The sequence below is a fragment of the Liquorilactobacillus aquaticus DSM 21051 genome (assembly GCF_001436755.1).
In the GTDB taxonomy this organism is placed as follows: domain Bacteria; phylum Bacillota; class Bacilli; order Lactobacillales; family Lactobacillaceae; genus Liquorilactobacillus; species Liquorilactobacillus aquaticus.
The window spans coordinates 185,382-201,477 of sequence record NZ_AYZD01000015.1 but is presented as its reverse complement, the minus strand read 5'-3'; the positions used below and the strand labels follow the sequence as shown (position 1 = coordinate 201,477).

At 36.8% G+C, this 16,096-nt stretch carries 14 protein-coding genes; 8 read left to right on the top strand and 6 right to left on the bottom strand.

What is annotated here, in order from left to right:
- Positions 1-48 precede the first annotated feature (48 nt).
- Complete coding sequence (locus FC19_RS04380; RefSeq protein ID WP_057875772.1) at positions 49-1,179, bottom strand: glycoside hydrolase family 3 N-terminal domain-containing protein; 1,131 nt, start codon at positions 1,177-1,179, stop codon at positions 49-51.
- A 337-nt stretch (positions 1,180-1,516) separates the two neighbouring features.
- Between FC19_RS04380 and FC19_RS04375 the strand changes: the two genes are divergently transcribed.
- The 3 genes from FC19_RS04375 (at position 1,517) to FC19_RS04365 (ending at position 5,582) form a co-directional block, all read left to right on the top strand.
- Positions 1,517-2,947, top strand: coding sequence for an APC family permease (locus tag FC19_RS04375; protein ID WP_083488351.1), 1,431 nt, complete (start codon positions 1,517-1,519; stop codon positions 2,945-2,947).
- Between the two features lie 348 nt (positions 2,948-3,295).
- Positions 3,296-4,669 carry a sugar porter family MFS transporter gene (locus tag FC19_RS04370; protein WP_476703310.1) on the top strand — a complete coding sequence of 458 codons (1,374 nt, stop codon included), beginning with the start codon at positions 3,296-3,298 and terminating at the stop codon, positions 4,667-4,669.
- A gap of 157 nt (positions 4,670-4,826) precedes the next feature.
- The gene (locus FC19_RS04365; protein WP_235809316.1) at positions 4,827-5,582 is read left to right on the top strand and encodes an SDR family NAD(P)-dependent oxidoreductase; all 756 of its coding nucleotides are present in this window, start codon (positions 4,827-4,829) and stop codon (positions 5,580-5,582) included.
- 203 nt (positions 5,583-5,785) lie between these two features.
- On the opposite strand, the gene FC19_RS04360 is transcribed toward FC19_RS04365, so the two are convergent.
- The 5 genes from FC19_RS04360 to FC19_RS04340 form a co-directional block, all read right to left on the bottom strand.
- Positions 5,786-6,388, bottom strand: a complete 603-nt coding sequence (locus FC19_RS04360) for a hypothetical protein (RefSeq protein WP_057875771.1) — start codon at positions 6,386-6,388, stop codon at positions 5,786-5,788.
- Between the two features lie 237 nt (positions 6,389-6,625).
- Positions 6,626-7,867: a YhgE/Pip domain-containing protein gene (locus tag FC19_RS04355; protein ID WP_057875770.1), complete on the bottom strand. Its 1,242-nt coding sequence runs from the start codon at positions 7,865-7,867 to the stop codon at positions 6,626-6,628.
- Between the two features lie 222 nt (positions 7,868-8,089).
- Positions 8,090-9,769, bottom strand: a complete 1,680-nt coding sequence (locus FC19_RS04350; RefSeq protein ID WP_057875769.1) for a glycoside hydrolase family 13 protein — start codon at positions 9,767-9,769, stop codon at positions 8,090-8,092.
- A 514-nt stretch (positions 9,770-10,283) separates the two neighbouring features.
- Positions 10,284-10,745, bottom strand: coding sequence for a MarR family winged helix-turn-helix transcriptional regulator (locus tag FC19_RS04345; RefSeq protein ID WP_057875768.1), 462 nt, complete (start codon positions 10,743-10,745; stop codon positions 10,284-10,286).
- Between the two features lie 151 nt (positions 10,746-10,896).
- Positions 10,897-11,967, bottom strand: coding sequence for a glycosyltransferase (locus tag FC19_RS04340; RefSeq protein ID WP_057875767.1), 1,071 nt, complete (start codon positions 11,965-11,967; stop codon positions 10,897-10,899).
- A gap of 355 nt (positions 11,968-12,322) precedes the next feature.
- On the opposite strand from FC19_RS04340, the gene FC19_RS04335 reads away from it, so the two are divergent.
- From FC19_RS04335 to FC19_RS04315, 5 genes are read left to right on the top strand one after another with little or no spacing between them, the layout of a single operon-like run.
- Positions 12,323-13,609 (top strand): AMP-binding protein, encoded by a 1,287-nt coding sequence (locus FC19_RS04335; protein WP_057875766.1) that lies wholly within the window; start codon positions 12,323-12,325, stop codon positions 13,607-13,609.
- Complete coding sequence (locus tag FC19_RS04330; protein ID WP_057875765.1) at positions 13,599-14,744, top strand: thiolase family protein; 1,146 nt, start codon at positions 13,599-13,601, stop codon at positions 14,742-14,744. The genes FC19_RS04335 and FC19_RS04330 overlap by 11 nt, the downstream gene beginning before the upstream one ends.
- Positions 14,737-15,087: a hypothetical protein gene (locus FC19_RS04325; protein ID WP_057875764.1), complete on the top strand. Its 351-nt coding sequence runs from the start codon at positions 14,737-14,739 to the stop codon at positions 15,085-15,087. Before FC19_RS04330 ends, FC19_RS04325 begins: the two co-directional genes overlap by 8 nt.
- Complete coding sequence (locus tag FC19_RS04320) at positions 15,080-15,349, top strand: hypothetical protein (RefSeq protein WP_201782311.1); 270 nt, start codon at positions 15,080-15,082, stop codon at positions 15,347-15,349. Before FC19_RS04325 ends, FC19_RS04320 begins: the two co-directional genes overlap by 8 nt.
- Positions 15,349-16,083 (top strand): SDR family NAD(P)-dependent oxidoreductase, encoded by a 735-nt coding sequence (locus FC19_RS04315; RefSeq protein ID WP_235809315.1) that lies wholly within the window; start codon positions 15,349-15,351, stop codon positions 16,081-16,083. The genes FC19_RS04320 and FC19_RS04315 overlap by 1 nt, the downstream gene beginning before the upstream one ends.
- Positions 16,084-16,096: the final 13 nt, after the last annotated feature.

Below are 16,096 nucleotides of genomic sequence, written 5' to 3'. Positions count from 1 at the left end.
TTGGATAGACTTTCATGTTTTTTGAATCGTATTTCGTAAAAGCTTTTTTTAATTAAGTTGCTGTATCTTTAAAAGTCCGAATTTACGCTTAACTTTCAAAATACGGTAGATAGAGCTATTAATTTGTTTTTCTTTAATTTTACCGGTATGTACAGCTTGTTCGATAGCAGGTATGCCCTGCGCGTAATTATTGCTGAGCAATGCATCGTTACCTGCTTGAACAGCAAGAACATCCGGTGTAACATGATGCTCTTGACTGTATTTTGTAATGGCACCCATTCCTAAATCATCTGTGATGATCATTCCTTTAAACTTAAGCTTTTTACGCAAGAGTTGATGAACTGCTGGGGATAAGGATGCAGGCATTTGACTATCAATACTTTTCATAATGACATGTGCAACTAATACTGTTGCAGCATTTTTCTTAATGCCTGCTTCAAAAGGGAGAAAATCATTTTTTTGAAAATTTTCAAGTGAACGATCAGTGCTTGCAAAGCCTATATGAGTGTCGGCGGCAGAACCATAGCCTGGAAAGTGTTTCAAACTAGTAATTACATGCTGTTTTTGAATAGCAGGAATGACTTTTGAAATATAGGAGGCAGTCGTTTGGTAGTTTTGGCCTAGTGTACGCGAGTAAATAAAGCTCTTTGAATCACTTGAAACATCTGCAACGGGAGCAAAGTTCCAATTGATTCCCAGAGCATACATAATCTTGGCTGTTTCAGAGGCTTCAGTGACAGTTCCGGCAAGACCTTTTTCTTTGTATACTACTTGAGGCGAAGGGAACGATCTACCGTTAGTCAATTGCGGGTCAGTACTTAGCCGTGAAACATCACCGCCCTCTTGATCAGTTGCGATGAAGAGGGGAAGCTTTGCGGAACCTTGCAGAGTGCTGATTTTTTCTTTTAGCTGGGCAGCATTTTGGTTTTTAAAGTCATTGCCGAATAAAACTATTCCGCCTAAATGATATCTGCTGATGTCACTTTTAGCTTGGGAAATATCCACCGGACTTGGGCTAACGTACATTTGACCAATTTTTTCAGCAAGTGACATTTTTTTAATAACTCTATGAAGTTGATTATTAGTCGGCTTGGTTGTTTTGGCATGCACAATTTGGTTGGGTGAAAATAATACTAGTAATAGTCCGAAGACTAGGACACTTAAAAACTTTTTCTTCATTGCAATAGTTTCCTTCTTTATATAAATCATTTGAAAGCACACGATCTATTATATATTTTTTTTTACTAAGACGATAGGTGTAAAAAGAACAGTTTATAAGATTAGGTTCGTAAAAAAGACATGGTGAATTGAATGATGGTTTTAAAAAACGACGACAGTGACATACTCAGAAACTATGCTAATGATTTTTTAGACAGAGTTGCCTATAAATCATTCTTTATTTTTGAACATAAAATATTTGCAGCATTGATTTGTCAAAGATAGGAAGTGTATACTTATATGTGGTATTTTTTGTTACACAATTTTGCCTGAGCAGGAAGGATTTATAATACATACTATGAAAGAGAACAAAGCGTTACAAAAATTTAATGAGCTCAACAGCTGGCAGCTTTTTGCAATGACAGCTTCAATGGTGATGACTGTTTATGGCTTTGCACCATTTGCTAAAGAAGGACCAACTGCACTATTTTTCCTTTTTTTGGCAGGAATTTTTTGGTTTACGCCTGTTACTAGAGCTGCTGGAGAGATGGCATCTATCGATGGTTGGAGCAAAGGCGGTGTTTTTACATGGACAAGTAATATGTTAGGAGAAAAGTCTGGATGGGCCGCCTTATTTTATCAGTGGATTCATATCACTGTCGGAATGGATGCTATGATGTACTTTATTATCGGCTGTTTTTCAATGGTTTTCGATGTGCCGCTTTTAAATAACAATCCGCTAATAAGATTTGTCTTAATGATGGTCATTCTCTGGACGATTATTCTGTGTCAACAACACGGAACGAAACGTTCAGGCAAAATTGCACAATGGTGTTTTTCTTTAGGGGTTATCTTACCAGTCTTTTTTTTGCTACTTTTATTCGTAGCATACTTGGTTCATGGTAATCCAGTATATGTCCATGTTTCCTGGAAGACCGTAATTCCGCATAGTTTCAACGGAACAGTATTAGTGGGCTTTGTCCCATTTATGCTGGCTTTTGCAGGTGCAGAAGGATCAGCTGCGCATGTTAAAGATTTGAAAAAAACCAGTTCATATCCTACTGTTATGTTCGCATTATCGATAGCAGCGATTGTGTCTGATATTGTAGGCAGTATGTCAATAGCAATGACGGTTCCAAATGATCGCATTCATCTTAGCACAGGGATTGTCTATGCTTATGGTGAGCTAGTTAAACATATTGGATTGGCGCCTGTTTATTTTGAAAAAATGATTGGGCTTATGCTTGCAATTGGAGCGATTGGTGAAATCAGTAGCTGGGTAGTAGGACCAAATCAGGGGATGTTTGAGGCTGCCAAAAAAGGTTTTCTCCCAGCTCGTTTTGGGAAAGTAAATAAATTTGGTGTTCCAACTAAAGTTATGGTATTACAAGGTATCATTGTGTCTATTACCGCAGCATTATTTACTTTTTCAGGTGGAAAAAATGCTGATTTGGCATTTAATATGGCGATGAGTTCAACGGTGGCTCAATACACGCTTATGTATATGCTGCTTTTCGTGAGTTACTTGGTTTTGCAGTTCAAACATGCTGACTTACATAGGGCTTACTTTGCCTCAAAACACAAATTAATCAGGCTGCTTTATGGTTTCTTTGGTTTAGGCCTATCAGCCTTTGGATTTATCGTTACATTCTTTCCAACTGCAGGAATGGACCAGCGTATGCGTCATGTTTATACATGGCTATTATTAGTAACTTGTCTGTTAGTTTTTATAGCTCCATTTGTTTTATATAAGTTTCACTATCGTTGGAGTCAGAGAAAACTGAGTTAATCTGATTGAAAAAATTATTTGCACGTGGTGAAGATTGCTAGGAAAAAGTTGTTGTGACAATTTATTTTAAATACCAGTAACATAGAAGTGAGGACTTGATAGATGTCTTAAAAAGTTTATCAAGTCCTTACTTTTTTTGTGGTAAATTATCTTGTCAGCAACTAAATGGTGAAGTTTTTTAGAATGCAATTAAGTAAAAAAGCTTCTGCAACCTCATTTTTGACAATTAACACTATAATAATGATATAAGTATTTTTTTAAATTAATATGAAAAGTGAGACAGAGGGGTAAATATCTCTCAATAGATAAGATCAGAGTTGAACAGTTTATGATGAGGTGAAGAAATATATGTTGGAACATGGACGAGCAAAGATAGGGGACTCATTTTTAAGATATGCATCCTCAGTAATTGCATTGGGCGGTTTTCTGTTTGGATACGACACGGGTGTAATCAATGGAGCACTTTCATTTTTGAGCCAACCAAATCAATTAAATTTAAATTCGGCTCAGCAAGGTATCGTATCAAGCTCTTTAATCATTGGTTGCTGTTTTGGTGCATTGCTGAGTGGTCGATTAGCAGATAAGATTGGTAGAAAGGCTGCCTTGCAGTGGGTGGCTGTTGTGTTCACTGTAGCGACACTCGGATGCTCCCTATCAACTACTAGTAATATGCTGATCGCTTTTCGCACTATTTTGGGTCTGTCTGTTGGCTGCGCTTCAGATTTAGCACCAATGTATTTGGCTGAAATTTCACCTAGAGAACAGCGATCTCGAAATGTTAATAAAAACGCAATAGCAATTGTTATCGGGCAATTGGCTTCATTTACTGTCAATGCTATTTTAGGAAATGTTTGGGGAAACTGGGGTCCAATTTGGCGCATAATGATGGGGGTTGCGGCCTTGCCAGCATTTTTACTTTGGCTTTTATCTTTCGATTTGCCACAAAGCCCTAAATGGCAATTATTGAATACGTCCTTGGCACAGGCAAAGCAAAATTTTAAAAAACTAGGTTTTTCCGGTATTGATATTCGAAAAAATTTGATAAATACTAAAAAAATAGTTCAAACCGAAGAGAGTAAGATAGATATTAAAAGAATATTCAACAATAAGTATTTAGTGTATCTTCTCGCAGTTGGTATCAGTATTGGTCTTATTCAACAATTGTCTGGTGTTAACGCTATTATGTATTATGGCACGATTCTGTTGGAGAAGGTCGGAATGAGCAGAGAAATGTCTCTTTACAGCAATATTCTTGTGGGTGTAATTTCAACGGTGGCAACACTTTTGGGGACACGATTAATAGTTAATCACAATCATCGAGAAATGTTGGGAATCGGACTACTTGGCAATGCGTTCTTCTTGGGTTTGTTAACAGCAGTTTTGCACTTTAATTTTTTCTCGGGTGTAAATACAAACATAGCTGTCTTGCTGCTGCTAGCTTTTTTCTTAGCTACACAGCAAGGAATTGTCAGCCCGGTTACTTGGCTGATGCTATCTGAAATCTTTCCACAACGGCTCAAAGCTCGCTTCATGGCTGTTTCCACAACGGTTATTTGGCTGACTAACTTTGTAATCAGTTTGGTTTGTCCTATCTTGCTTGGAAGTTTTGGTACAACCAATGTTTTCTTGCTTTTTACAATCAGTAATATTTTGTGTGTTTGTTTAACGTTCTTTTTTATAAATCCACAGGCAATGAGAAATGCTCTTAAACGAGTAAAATAGAATGTTTTTTTAAAATTGTGTCCTACGACTTTTAGGAAGATGAATTGTTTGTTTTGAGTTCGTACTTTGTTGATTGGATAAGTGTGAAAGTATACAGTCAGAGGCTCCTTACATGATGTATAATCAAGAAGGAATAAGACTAAAGGAGGTTTTATTATTGAAAACAGTTGTTATAACAGGTGCAGCATCAGGTATGGGGCTTAGTGCTACAAAATTGTTTTTAGCAAAAGGTTGGAAAGTCATGATGGCTGATTTTAACCAAAAAGCAGGAGAAAATGTAGCTAATGAACTAGCCGATCTTTATTCCAAAGAACAAGTGGCTTTTCACAAAACCAATGTTGCAGATGCTTTATCAGTTAAGGAACTGAAAAGCGCCACAGAGCAAAGATTTGGTGTTGCCGATACAATTGTGAATAATGCTGGTATATTCACTAAAGGAGCATTGCATGAGGTTTCAGAAGAAAATTGGGATCGAATTATGGCTGTTGATGTCAAATCCATTTTTTTAATGACTAAGTATTTTGTGCCGGATATGATAAAACAGAAGGCGGGAACAATTGTTAACACAGCTTCTATTTCTGGATTAACAGGTGATTATAATATGGCTGCCTATAATGCTGCCAAGGGAGCTGTCGTTAACTTGGTTCGTGCGATGGCATTAGATTATGGCAAGTATAATATTCGCGTCAATAATGTTGCTCCCGGTCCAACGAATACTCCAATGTTTCAAGCAAATCCCCAGTCCGTAATTAAAACATTCAAACAAGCTAGCCCGTTAGGGCGCTTGGCTGAACCCGATGAAATTGCTAAAACAATTTATTTTTTGGCATCTGAGGATTCCAATTCAATAACTGGTGAAAATATTCCAGTTTCAACGGGTTATGAGATTTATAGCGGTCAGCCGGTTCAGTAAAAAATTAGGAAAAGAGAATTGTAGAAAAGGGAAGAGCCTGTGACAAAATGTTAGTTTTGTCACAGGCTCTTCCTGCCCACTTGATAATTATTTTACAATAATAAAAGGAGTGAAACCATGTAACTAGGGGAAGTTACGGGGATTTGAAGGATCATCATGCTTGTAAAATAATTAGTATGTAGTTTAATGTCATTGCGGACAAACTAAAGTTTCTTATCCGCTAGCAGGAGTAGGTCCCAATAATAATGTACTTGGGTAGACATCAAGGCTAAATCTGGTGTATACCGTTCATCTGCTAGCTGGAAGAAATATAAGGGCAACGGTGTAAGAGAAATCGTAGGAATTTTATAATCAGTGGCCTTACTCAGATGAAAATAATGTCTAGGAGATACGAATATTCTTTTAGTCGTCAATTGTTTTTGCTTATAAATTTGAATAAGCAGTTTTCGAACAGAACGTGTTGAATCATAAACAATATTTGTTGGATTCTTTGCTTCGGAGAACTTTTTTGCTCCGAAGCTTTTAATTTTCTTAATTAAGGCGGCGATACGTTGACTGGTAATTCCAGGACGCAGGATTTTTGATGGAAAGCTGAATTTGCCCGGTAATTGATCGTAAATTCTGAAAAGCAAATGTCTATTTGTTTCATAGGGATAAACATCTAAAAGAACTAATTTATTTTTGCCCTTTTTTTGCTTGAACCGTGTCCATTTGACCAATGTTTCGGTTATACCGCCAGTGGAAGTCAAACCTGAATAGGGAACATAACCGCCAGACCTAATTTTTTGAAAGTTTTTATCAGGCATCCGCAGCTCAAACTGCCAGTGATTAACTCATAGTAATTAAAGAACTGTGGACAGCTTTTGAAGTTGTAATGCATGTTTAACAGTTCAGTCTTCAATCATTCAATGAATGCAACATGTTCACAATTCCCAGTTAGATGCGGTCCAAGCTGATCAAGGTGTTTCTGCCATTTTGCTAGAATAACCCTTAACTGTTCTTGCATCTGTTTATCCAACGAATATACCTCCCAAACAAGTAAATTAATCTGCGGCTTTTGTAACACCAAATTTTTTGTAGGTTTTACAACTGACAATGATTAAATGTATAATAATTGAAGCTAATCCAAGCAATATCAATGAGAGGAGTAAATGATGATAATCCGGTCCTCCATACAAAAGGTTGAAATCAGCTTGAATAGTGTAGAAACATGGGGAGACGCTGCTCATTATTTTGAAGAACCTCGGGAGAATCATTGCTGGAATCAAACCTGCTCCCGAAACGACTTGAACCAGCATAAACGGCATGTTAATCAGAATTCCTAATTGTCCCAAAATAAGTGTAAAAATAAAGTTAACGTTTAAAGCGGTAAACAGTTCAGTACCATGGACCATCCAAAGCTGTAGAAAGGCTTGGTTGTCAAAGCTATTGAGATGTTTTGCTAAAGCGATAACAAGTGGTGGTGCGATAACAGCAAGCAGGACAATGGATAATTCAGTAAGCGCATAGGATTTCCATTTACCTATGATGCTTACGAATTCGTTATAAGTCATATATAGGATCATTGCTCCAATCATTGATCCTATATAAAAGGCAAGTGAAAGAAAGAAGGGTGCCATGCTGTGGTTCATACCTGAAGGTACTTTGTTGATCTTCTTTATTTTGTAATTTACAGTATTACCAGCTTTTTTGTATAAAGCAGCAGATGTGCTAGTGATGTTTTTGCTCTGTTGCTGAGCCTTGGCTTGAATTTCTTTTGCTGCAGCAGGATTGTTTTTGATTTCCTGTTCGGTCTGACTCTGCAAAGCTAGTAATTGGCTTTTAGTAAATATTGCTTGTCCAGATGTCAGAGTCACTTTGTTTTTTATAGAGGACCCGATCAGATTAGCGGTGCTTTCCATAGCTGTAACAGCCGTTGTGGGATTTGATTCGTTGATCCAGAATTTTAAATTTGTGTTCTGTTTCTGTTTAACAATATTGTTGTGAAAATTTTGGGGTATTTGAATGATCATATAAACTTTTCTGTTTTTCAATTTTTTTTGTGCTTGGCTTAAATTGTACTGAGTTCGAACATGGTGAAAAGGCAGATCTTTTTTGAGTTGCTTTTTTAAACCTTGACTTTGATTATCTTGATTAACAATGGCGACGGGCAGATCTTTTACTTTGTGAGGTATTACTTTGTAGCCTGAAAAATATGTCCCTACCATTACTAATCCATAAAAAAGAATCATAAACAAAGCTCCGATGGTTCCTTTGCTTATTAAAAATTTGCGTACGTTGTTCATTGAATATTCCTCCCTATCTGCTATGGAGATAAGATAACACTTTTATTGCAAGTGTGCAAGTGCTCACTTGCGATAAAAGTAAATGAGATCATTATGGCTGCAAAGCTAACTTTGACGCGTATGGAATCGTGGTAAGCAAAATAAAAAAAACATGACTAAACTCAAAAGAGCTTAACCATGTTTTTATCTGAAGGAAAGAGCGATCTTAAGTGCTGTGGATACTTATGCTTTTTTTAAGTAAATACGTGATTCATAAGGCTTGAAAATTTTTGTGTTGGAATTCTCATAGTTTCCAAGCAGAAGCTTGTCATATGTTTCTTGACCATAATCTCTTTCGATATTCTGGTTTGTAAAATTATTTATGACTAAAAGTGTTTGGCCTTTGTAGTTGCGTCGATAGGCAAAAACTTCATTATCTTCTGGATCAAGTTCTTCATAATTACCATAAACAACTATGTCATTTTGGTGACGGAGACTGATCAATTTTTGGTAATAATAAAATACTGAATCAGGATCTGCTAATTCATCTTTGGCATTGATTTCAGGATAGTTAGAATTTAAAGCAAACCAAGGTTCACCGTTTGTAAAACCTGCATTGGCAGAAGCATCCCATTGCATAGGCGTACGTGCATTATCACGAGACATATTTGCAAGATAACGCAACATAGTTTTTCCATCAACTAGCTTTTCTTCTTCTACTAATTCTTTATATGCATTAATAGCTTCGACATCCTCATATTGAGATAATTGCTTGTAGTGAGCATTCGTCATTCCAAGTTCTTCGCCTTCGTAAACATAGGGCGTTCCTTGCAGCATGTGTAGGGTTGTTGCAAGCATTTTTGCCGCTGTTACTCGATATTTAGGATCATCAGCTGCGAAACGCGATACAGCCCGTGGTTGATCATGATTGTTCCAGTATAGACTGTTCCAAGCTTTCCCGTCCAAAGCTTTTTGCCAGCGCGATAGTGCGTGTTTTAGTTCGACTAGTTTGACGGGTTGATCATTCCATTTGCCTAAGCGTTTGTTGGGATTGGGAGACAAGCTGACATGTTCAAATTGGAAGACCATATTTAATTCATGTGAATCGAAGCCCGTGTAATTGATAACATCTTCTGGTGTTGAACCAGGCATTTCACCAACGGTCATTATATCGTATTTTGAAAGAACTTTCTTATTCATTTCTTTAAGAAATTCATTTAGCCGATGACCATCTGCTACAACTGCTTGGACATCACCATAAACAGCATTATCGGGTGTAGGGGCATCGGGCAATCCTGCCGGTTTAGAGATCAAATTAATAACATCCATTCTAAAGCCATCTACGCCCTTGTCTAACCAGAAACGCATGATGTCCCACACTGATTCGCGAACTGCAGGATTTTCCCAATTTAAATCAGGTTGGCCTTCTTCAAATAAATGTAAATAATATTGTTTTGTTTTTTCATCGTACTTCCAAGCTGGACCGCTAAAATAAGATCCCCAATTATTAGGTTCGCGGTTGTTTTTTGGATCCCGCCAAATATAGTAGTCACGGAATTTATTATCCGTAGATTTTCGGCTTTCTTTAAACCACTCAGCCTGATCGGAAGTGTGGTTGACAACTAGGTCCATTAAAATCTTTAAGCCTTTGTTATGGGCTTCATCTAAAAGTTCGTCAAAATCTTGCATAGTCCCATACATAGGGTTTATTTTTCGATAATTACTGATATCATAACCATTATCTTTGTCAGGTGATTCATAAATCGGATTTAACCAGATTACGTCAGCACCTAGTTTCTTGATGTACGCTAAGCGGGATCTTAAACCGTTCAAATCACCAATTCCATCACCATTACTATCTTGATAACTCCGCGGATAAACTTGATAAACGACGGCGTGCTGCCACCAATTATTACTTGCCATAATATAAAACCTCCATTATGTTATGTTTGTTTTCACTGCCTTCCAGTTAAGTTAGCAGTTGATACGCAAAAGTTTAATTTGAAAATAAGTTTGACCAATTAAGGCTGCGCTGTATGTGAGCAATAAGTAGCTTCAAGCGCAATACCGGTTTTATTTAAGGGTAAATATAGCGCTTACGGTAAGTAGAAGAAATATTTTATGATTTTATTCGTAACTAAAGTTTTTAATACCTATTGCAAACGTTTACTGGAATAATATAACATTTTTAGTAAACGTTTGCAATGGGCGGTATAGAAATTATCTGATTTTTTGCCAAAAGACTAGCAGATAAGCTGAGGCAGGGGATAACCCCCTTTTTGTCGACTAGTTGTATTTTGAATACTTAAGTAATGCAGTATCAATGAAAAGTTTTTTTTATAAAAAAACTGCAAAAAAAAGAGAAAATTTTCTCAATTTTTTGCAGTTTTTGTGACAAATTTTATTAAAAACCTGACAATAAGGAGTAGCTGTTGTTTTATAATTTTTCCGCTAGTTTTTCACTAATTTCAATTAACTCGGAATTCAATTTATGATGCTGTTCAATTAACTCTTCAATTGATTGTTTAGCTAATTTACTAAACATTTGTTGTGTGAGCCACACTTTGTTTCTAATGTCTTTAAGTGTTTTGAAAGAATTTCTATCTAATGAAATTTCCAGACATCTGCTGTCTTTGGCAGATCTTTTTTTTGACAACCATTTTTTGTCAACCAGTTTTTGAATAACTGGGGTTAAGGTGTTATTTGCCAAATCTAGTTTTGAGCAAATTGTTGATAGTGGGATCTGTTCTTCGTTCCTTACAACAATTAAAACCATATATTGCAAGTAGGTTAAGTCATATTGGCTGAGTATTTTACTGTATAGGTGATGAAAATAGCGATTGGTTGTGTATACGGAAAAACACAATTCATCATAAGGTTCATGTGCTGGTTTGGTCATAGTTAACGAGCTCCTTTACAAATTATACATCGTGCACGATACATGATAGCACATAAACCGAAAAGGTCAAGAAAATTATCTTTTTATTTTGTGTTTTTTTAAATGATGGCAAGCTAATATGGCTTACAAGATTTTTGGCTTGAGGATAAGATTACGAAGTAATGGCCAGCTTTTTCGTATTAACATAGGCGTAGATGTGTTGCAACTTGCTAATGTAATTCTGAACATCAAACTTGACAGCAGTTTTTTTAATTTGATGACGATCAAGTTCATTGCGTAAATAGTAAATTTTTGAACAGGCATCCACAAACGCACCTTGGTCATTCATAGGGGTTAAAATGCCATTCTTAGCATTGATAATGTCGGCTGGACCTGTTGGACAGTCAGTTGAGATGACGGGAAGACCGTGGGAGACGGCTTCAATAACAACCATCGGAAAACCCTCATATGTTGAGCACAAAAGCAGACAATCGGCTTCTGAAATTTGATCCCAGGGATTAGGTGTCCAACCATGCCAAATAATATTTTGATCAATGTTTAATTGATGAGCCATTTGTTGGGCAGCATGTAGATCTTTACCCTGTCCGAAAATATCAATCAACCATTTAAAAGGTAGTTTAGATAAGACATGGAGCAGCATACGGACATTCTTTTGATCGTCCAGTAGAATACGCCCGATAAAAACTGCATGAAAAGATGATTCGGTCTTTGGACGAGCAATTATTTTATTTGAATCTGTTTGAATTGGATTAAAAATCAGGAAAACATTTTCTGGCGCGACACCAAAATCAATCAACTGTTTTTTGATACCCGAACTGATTGCTAGATGATAGTCAGCATAATGAATGTTTTCTTTCATAAAGTTTTTTGAATCGGTAATTGAGGTATGTCCCCATGAAATAATTTTAAAATGAAGATGGTAGTGTTTCCTGACATATGAAGCCAATTTGTTGGCTTTTCCCTCTAAGCAAAGAACAATAGCGGGTTTTTCGGTCAAAATATTTTGAATCACAAAACAGCGTTTTTCCTGTTCGGTCTTGCGGTGGCAAATTTTAACAGAATACCCGCCTTGGCGATTAAACCATTGAAGCCACTCGGGTTTTCCGCTTGAAGGTACCAAAACCTGATAACTGTTTTTTAAATCATGATTAATTAATTCTGAAATTACACGTTCGGTTCCTCCGTGTCCTTCTAAATATTGCGTTACTAATGTTATTTTCACGGTATGTCATCCTTTCGAGTATGAACCTAACATTAAAAGTTACCATCGATGAAGCTTCACTGTAATTGTTTTATAAAAATACATAAACAAATTATCTATAACATAAAGTACATCTTAATTATAGTACGATTCTAATTATATGTTAATTATAATGTTATAAATTACGCCGTACATTAAGTATTGTTAGATAATCATGGTCTCAAAAAATTTAATAACTAATACAAATTATAAAAAAGTTAACACTTATATATTTTAAAATATAAGACTTTTAAAGTTAACCTACATTGATTTTTAAGTTAACTAATCATATAATTACGCTTAATAAAACAAAGAAAAAAGCGTGAGGAAGATATCAATGACGAGGTATTTTGATTTTGAAGCAATAGCTGCTCAATACGGTGATCGAGTAGCTATCATTTCTGGGAAACAAAAAGTAACTTATCGAGAGCTGGCTAAGTGTGCATACAAAAAATCGCAAAAATATCACTGGACTTGTCCATATATCGTACTTAAGGGTAGGCAAGAAATAGACTTTGTTGAAGATTTTCTTGCGATTCATTACACCAAAAGGACGCCGATCATTGTTAATGAATTTATGATGAAACATTTGGATAAAGTGCTTAAAAAGATAAAAGGTAAGTGGCAATATATTGAAGAGCAAAAAAAGCAGAAAGATCAAACAGTAGAAAACAATTTGTTATTTCTGGGATTAACATCAGGCACAACAGGCATTCCAAAGGTTTATTGTCGAAATTGGGTTTCATGGCGTGCAGGTTTCGTTTTGTGCAATAGGAATTTCAAGATGACATCTTGTGAGGGAGTAGCAACTCCAAGCCCAATGACAACGTCATTGGGGATGCATACACTAATGCTGAGTTTATATTTAGGCAAAACAATGTATTTTATGAATGAAAAAAGTTTATCTCCTAATAACCAAAAGACGGCAATATTCACTGTGCCAGCTTTTTTAGAGCAAAAATTCGGCTCAGTTATTTGGAAGAATGTCAAAAGTTTAGTGTTGTGCGGTGGCCTTTTGAATAAAAACCTGTTAAGCAAAATTCAGCAGCAAGATAGCGGAACGAGTGTTTTCGAGATGTATGGTTCATCAGAGACCAGCTTAATTTCCTGGCAGGAACTGAATAAAGATAAAAAGGCAAATTGTGTTGGCAAACTTTTTGACCAAGTCCAGTTTAAGTGTAATCATTCCTCACTGATTGAGGTCGGAAGTCCATATTTATTTTCGGGTTATTTAGGTTGTGAAGAGGAGAAAACAGTTGTTACTAGTGATATTGGTGAATTAAAAGAAGGAGAAGTATTTGTTTATTCTCGTCAGAGCGAGGTAATTAATCATTGTGGAAACAAAATTTTTCCAGGTGAAATTGAAAAGAGTTTATTGCACTTTGCGGAGGATGCGGTGACTTTTGGGGTACAGGATAAGAAGTCTGGCGAACGAATAATTGCATTAGTTGTTTGCAAGTTGAAATATGCAGAACTTGAACATGGAGTGGAACAATACCTTGAAAGTTTTAAAAGGCCACAGGAATATATTTATGTCTCAAAAATACCTTTGGCGCCAAATCAAAAAATATCTCGTTTGTGGCTTGCACAAAAATACGAGAGGGGAGAATTTGATGAAGTTTGAGAATAAGGTGAGTATTGTCGATGCGAAAAGGCTGCCTGTTGGCAGAGTCAACGGCCTTTTACAGACTGCCTTGCCAGAGGACTTGTATTCTGTTTTAATTGCAGAACAATTTGCAGAATTAAAGTCAATCAGTTTAGCTGATATTGATCAGGTTTTTTTAGGTAATGTCATGAATCTTGGGGGTAATGTTGCTCGGAGATGTGCTTTAGCCGCGGGAGTTGCTGCAAGTGCTCCAGCGCAGACGATTGACTGTCAGTGTGCATCGGGGCTAGCTGCAATAATAAATGGCGCTGCCAATATTTTGGCTGGTAACGCAGAAACGGTGCTTGCAGGAGGGATAGAAAGTAATTCGAATGCGAATTTGATAATTGATCGAGTTACTAAAAAACAAAAGTTTCGTTATCCGATGACAGCTGGGGACTTTTCAGATGAAGATGTCGGGCTCCTAACAGATAAACAGGCAGACAAATTTGAATTGAAACGGACAGAAGTTGACGAGTATGCTCTAGAAAGTCAAAAAAAGGCTCATGTCGCTTTTTCAAAGGGCATGTTAAATGCCGAAATGCTTCCATACATGGGCCTTACACGAGATGAATGTCCGCGTTTTGATACAAATATGGAAAAATTGAGTCATTTAAAATCTGTTTTTACAGGTTCAGGAATTTGTACAGCCGGAAATAGTTGCCCAATCAATGATGGTGCATCCTCTGTTATTTTGCGGAAATTCCATAAAAATGAAAAAAACGCTGGTTATCTACTGGGTTCTCAAATAGTTGGCTGTCGACCAGAAGAATTCATCTTAGGTCCGGTCTTTGCAACCAGAAAACTATTGCGGAAATATAATCTGACTGTTCAACAAATTGAAGCATTCGAGGTGAATGAAGCTTTTGCCGCTCAGGCGCTTATTTGTCAAAGAAAATTGGGAATCCCCAAAGAAAAGTTAAACAAGTTAGGTGGCGCAATAGCATACGGACATCCCTACGGGGCCACTGGAGGAATTCTTATTGCTCACTTGTTAAACGTTTTAAACAGAGTGCAGCGACCAGCACTGGGAGTGGCAACATTATGTGTAGCTGGTGGCATGGGGGCAAGTGTTTTAGTTGGGAACACTTATTGGGGTCAGAAGCATGCTTAAGCTTTGCGAACAGCGAATATTGCCCCAAAAAATTGTGGGACCGCACCTTTTAAGTGACATCGTTGCGATGTGGCAGAGTCTTCCGCTACCCTCTGAATACAAAAATGGTAATAACATTTTGTTAGAGGAGAACTTCTACATTTTGGAAGAAGAACCCCTTCAAACAGATAAACTCGTTTTGAATTTGATTCGCAATTATCGTACCTCAAAAGGAAAAAAAATTACTGAATTGTCTTTGGAACTGTGGTACAAAAGGAGAATGAGTGCAAAGGTCGTATTAACAATGATGACAGAGGTTGATTGGAATGAAGGTCTATTTAATAATTACGAACAAAATGGTTAAGGAATATATTCAACAAGCTAATGATCTGAACCCTCTGCATGTTGGTCTTAACAAGATTGTTCCCGGAAATTTGCTTGTTGATCAGCTGGAAAACTACTGTATGGATCTAAAAAAAACAGCACTAAAACACTTGAAAATCAAATTTATTAAGTCTTTGCGTACAAATGAAAGAATAATGATTGAAATTAGTGGAAAAAGTTTTAATATCAAGCGGATACAGCATGGTAAAGCTGTATTAGTTGCGTTCGGGAGTTGGGAATGATGAAAAAAAAGATTTTAATAACCGGAGCCACACGCGGCATAGGTTGGGCGCTCGCTAAAAAAGCTGCTGCTTCTGATTTGAGTGTACTTCTTCAAGGACGAGACCGGCAGCTTCTGTCGGAAAGAAAAAATTTTTTGAGCGAAAAAGGGTTTGAAGTACGGATGGTCTGTTTTGATATTCGAGATCGGTTGACGGCTTCTAAGGAACTTGCGAAAATCGATGATATCGATTACATTGTTAATAATGCAGGAATTGTTGCTGATAATTGGTGGGGTAAGATGAAGCCCGAGCAATGGGACGATGTGCTGGCAACAAATCTGACAGGTGCTTTCAATGTAACAAAGGTTTTGACTTCAAAGCTAAACAAAAATGGTCAGATCATATTTTTAACTTCTCAATCAGGAATTCTAGGGAATGCTGGGCAATCTAATTATAGTGCTGCTAAAGCTGGACTGGTCGGTTTGACATACACTTTGTCCAAAGAATTGCAGCGCTTTGGGATTCGAGTAAATGCTGTTTCTCCAGGAGCAGTGACTGAAATGACTGCTCCTGTTTTAAAAAAAATAAAAGATAAGTATGGTAGCTTGCCAGCTGAGTGGAAGCTAGGTTCGGCAGATGAGGTTGCAAACTTTATTATTGATGATGTTTTGTCAACCAAAAAAACGGGTATAGTTTTTGCAATAAATGGTAACAAAAAGGGATATTGGAGTAAACCGCAATATAACTCTCTCTAAATATTGAAAGCAG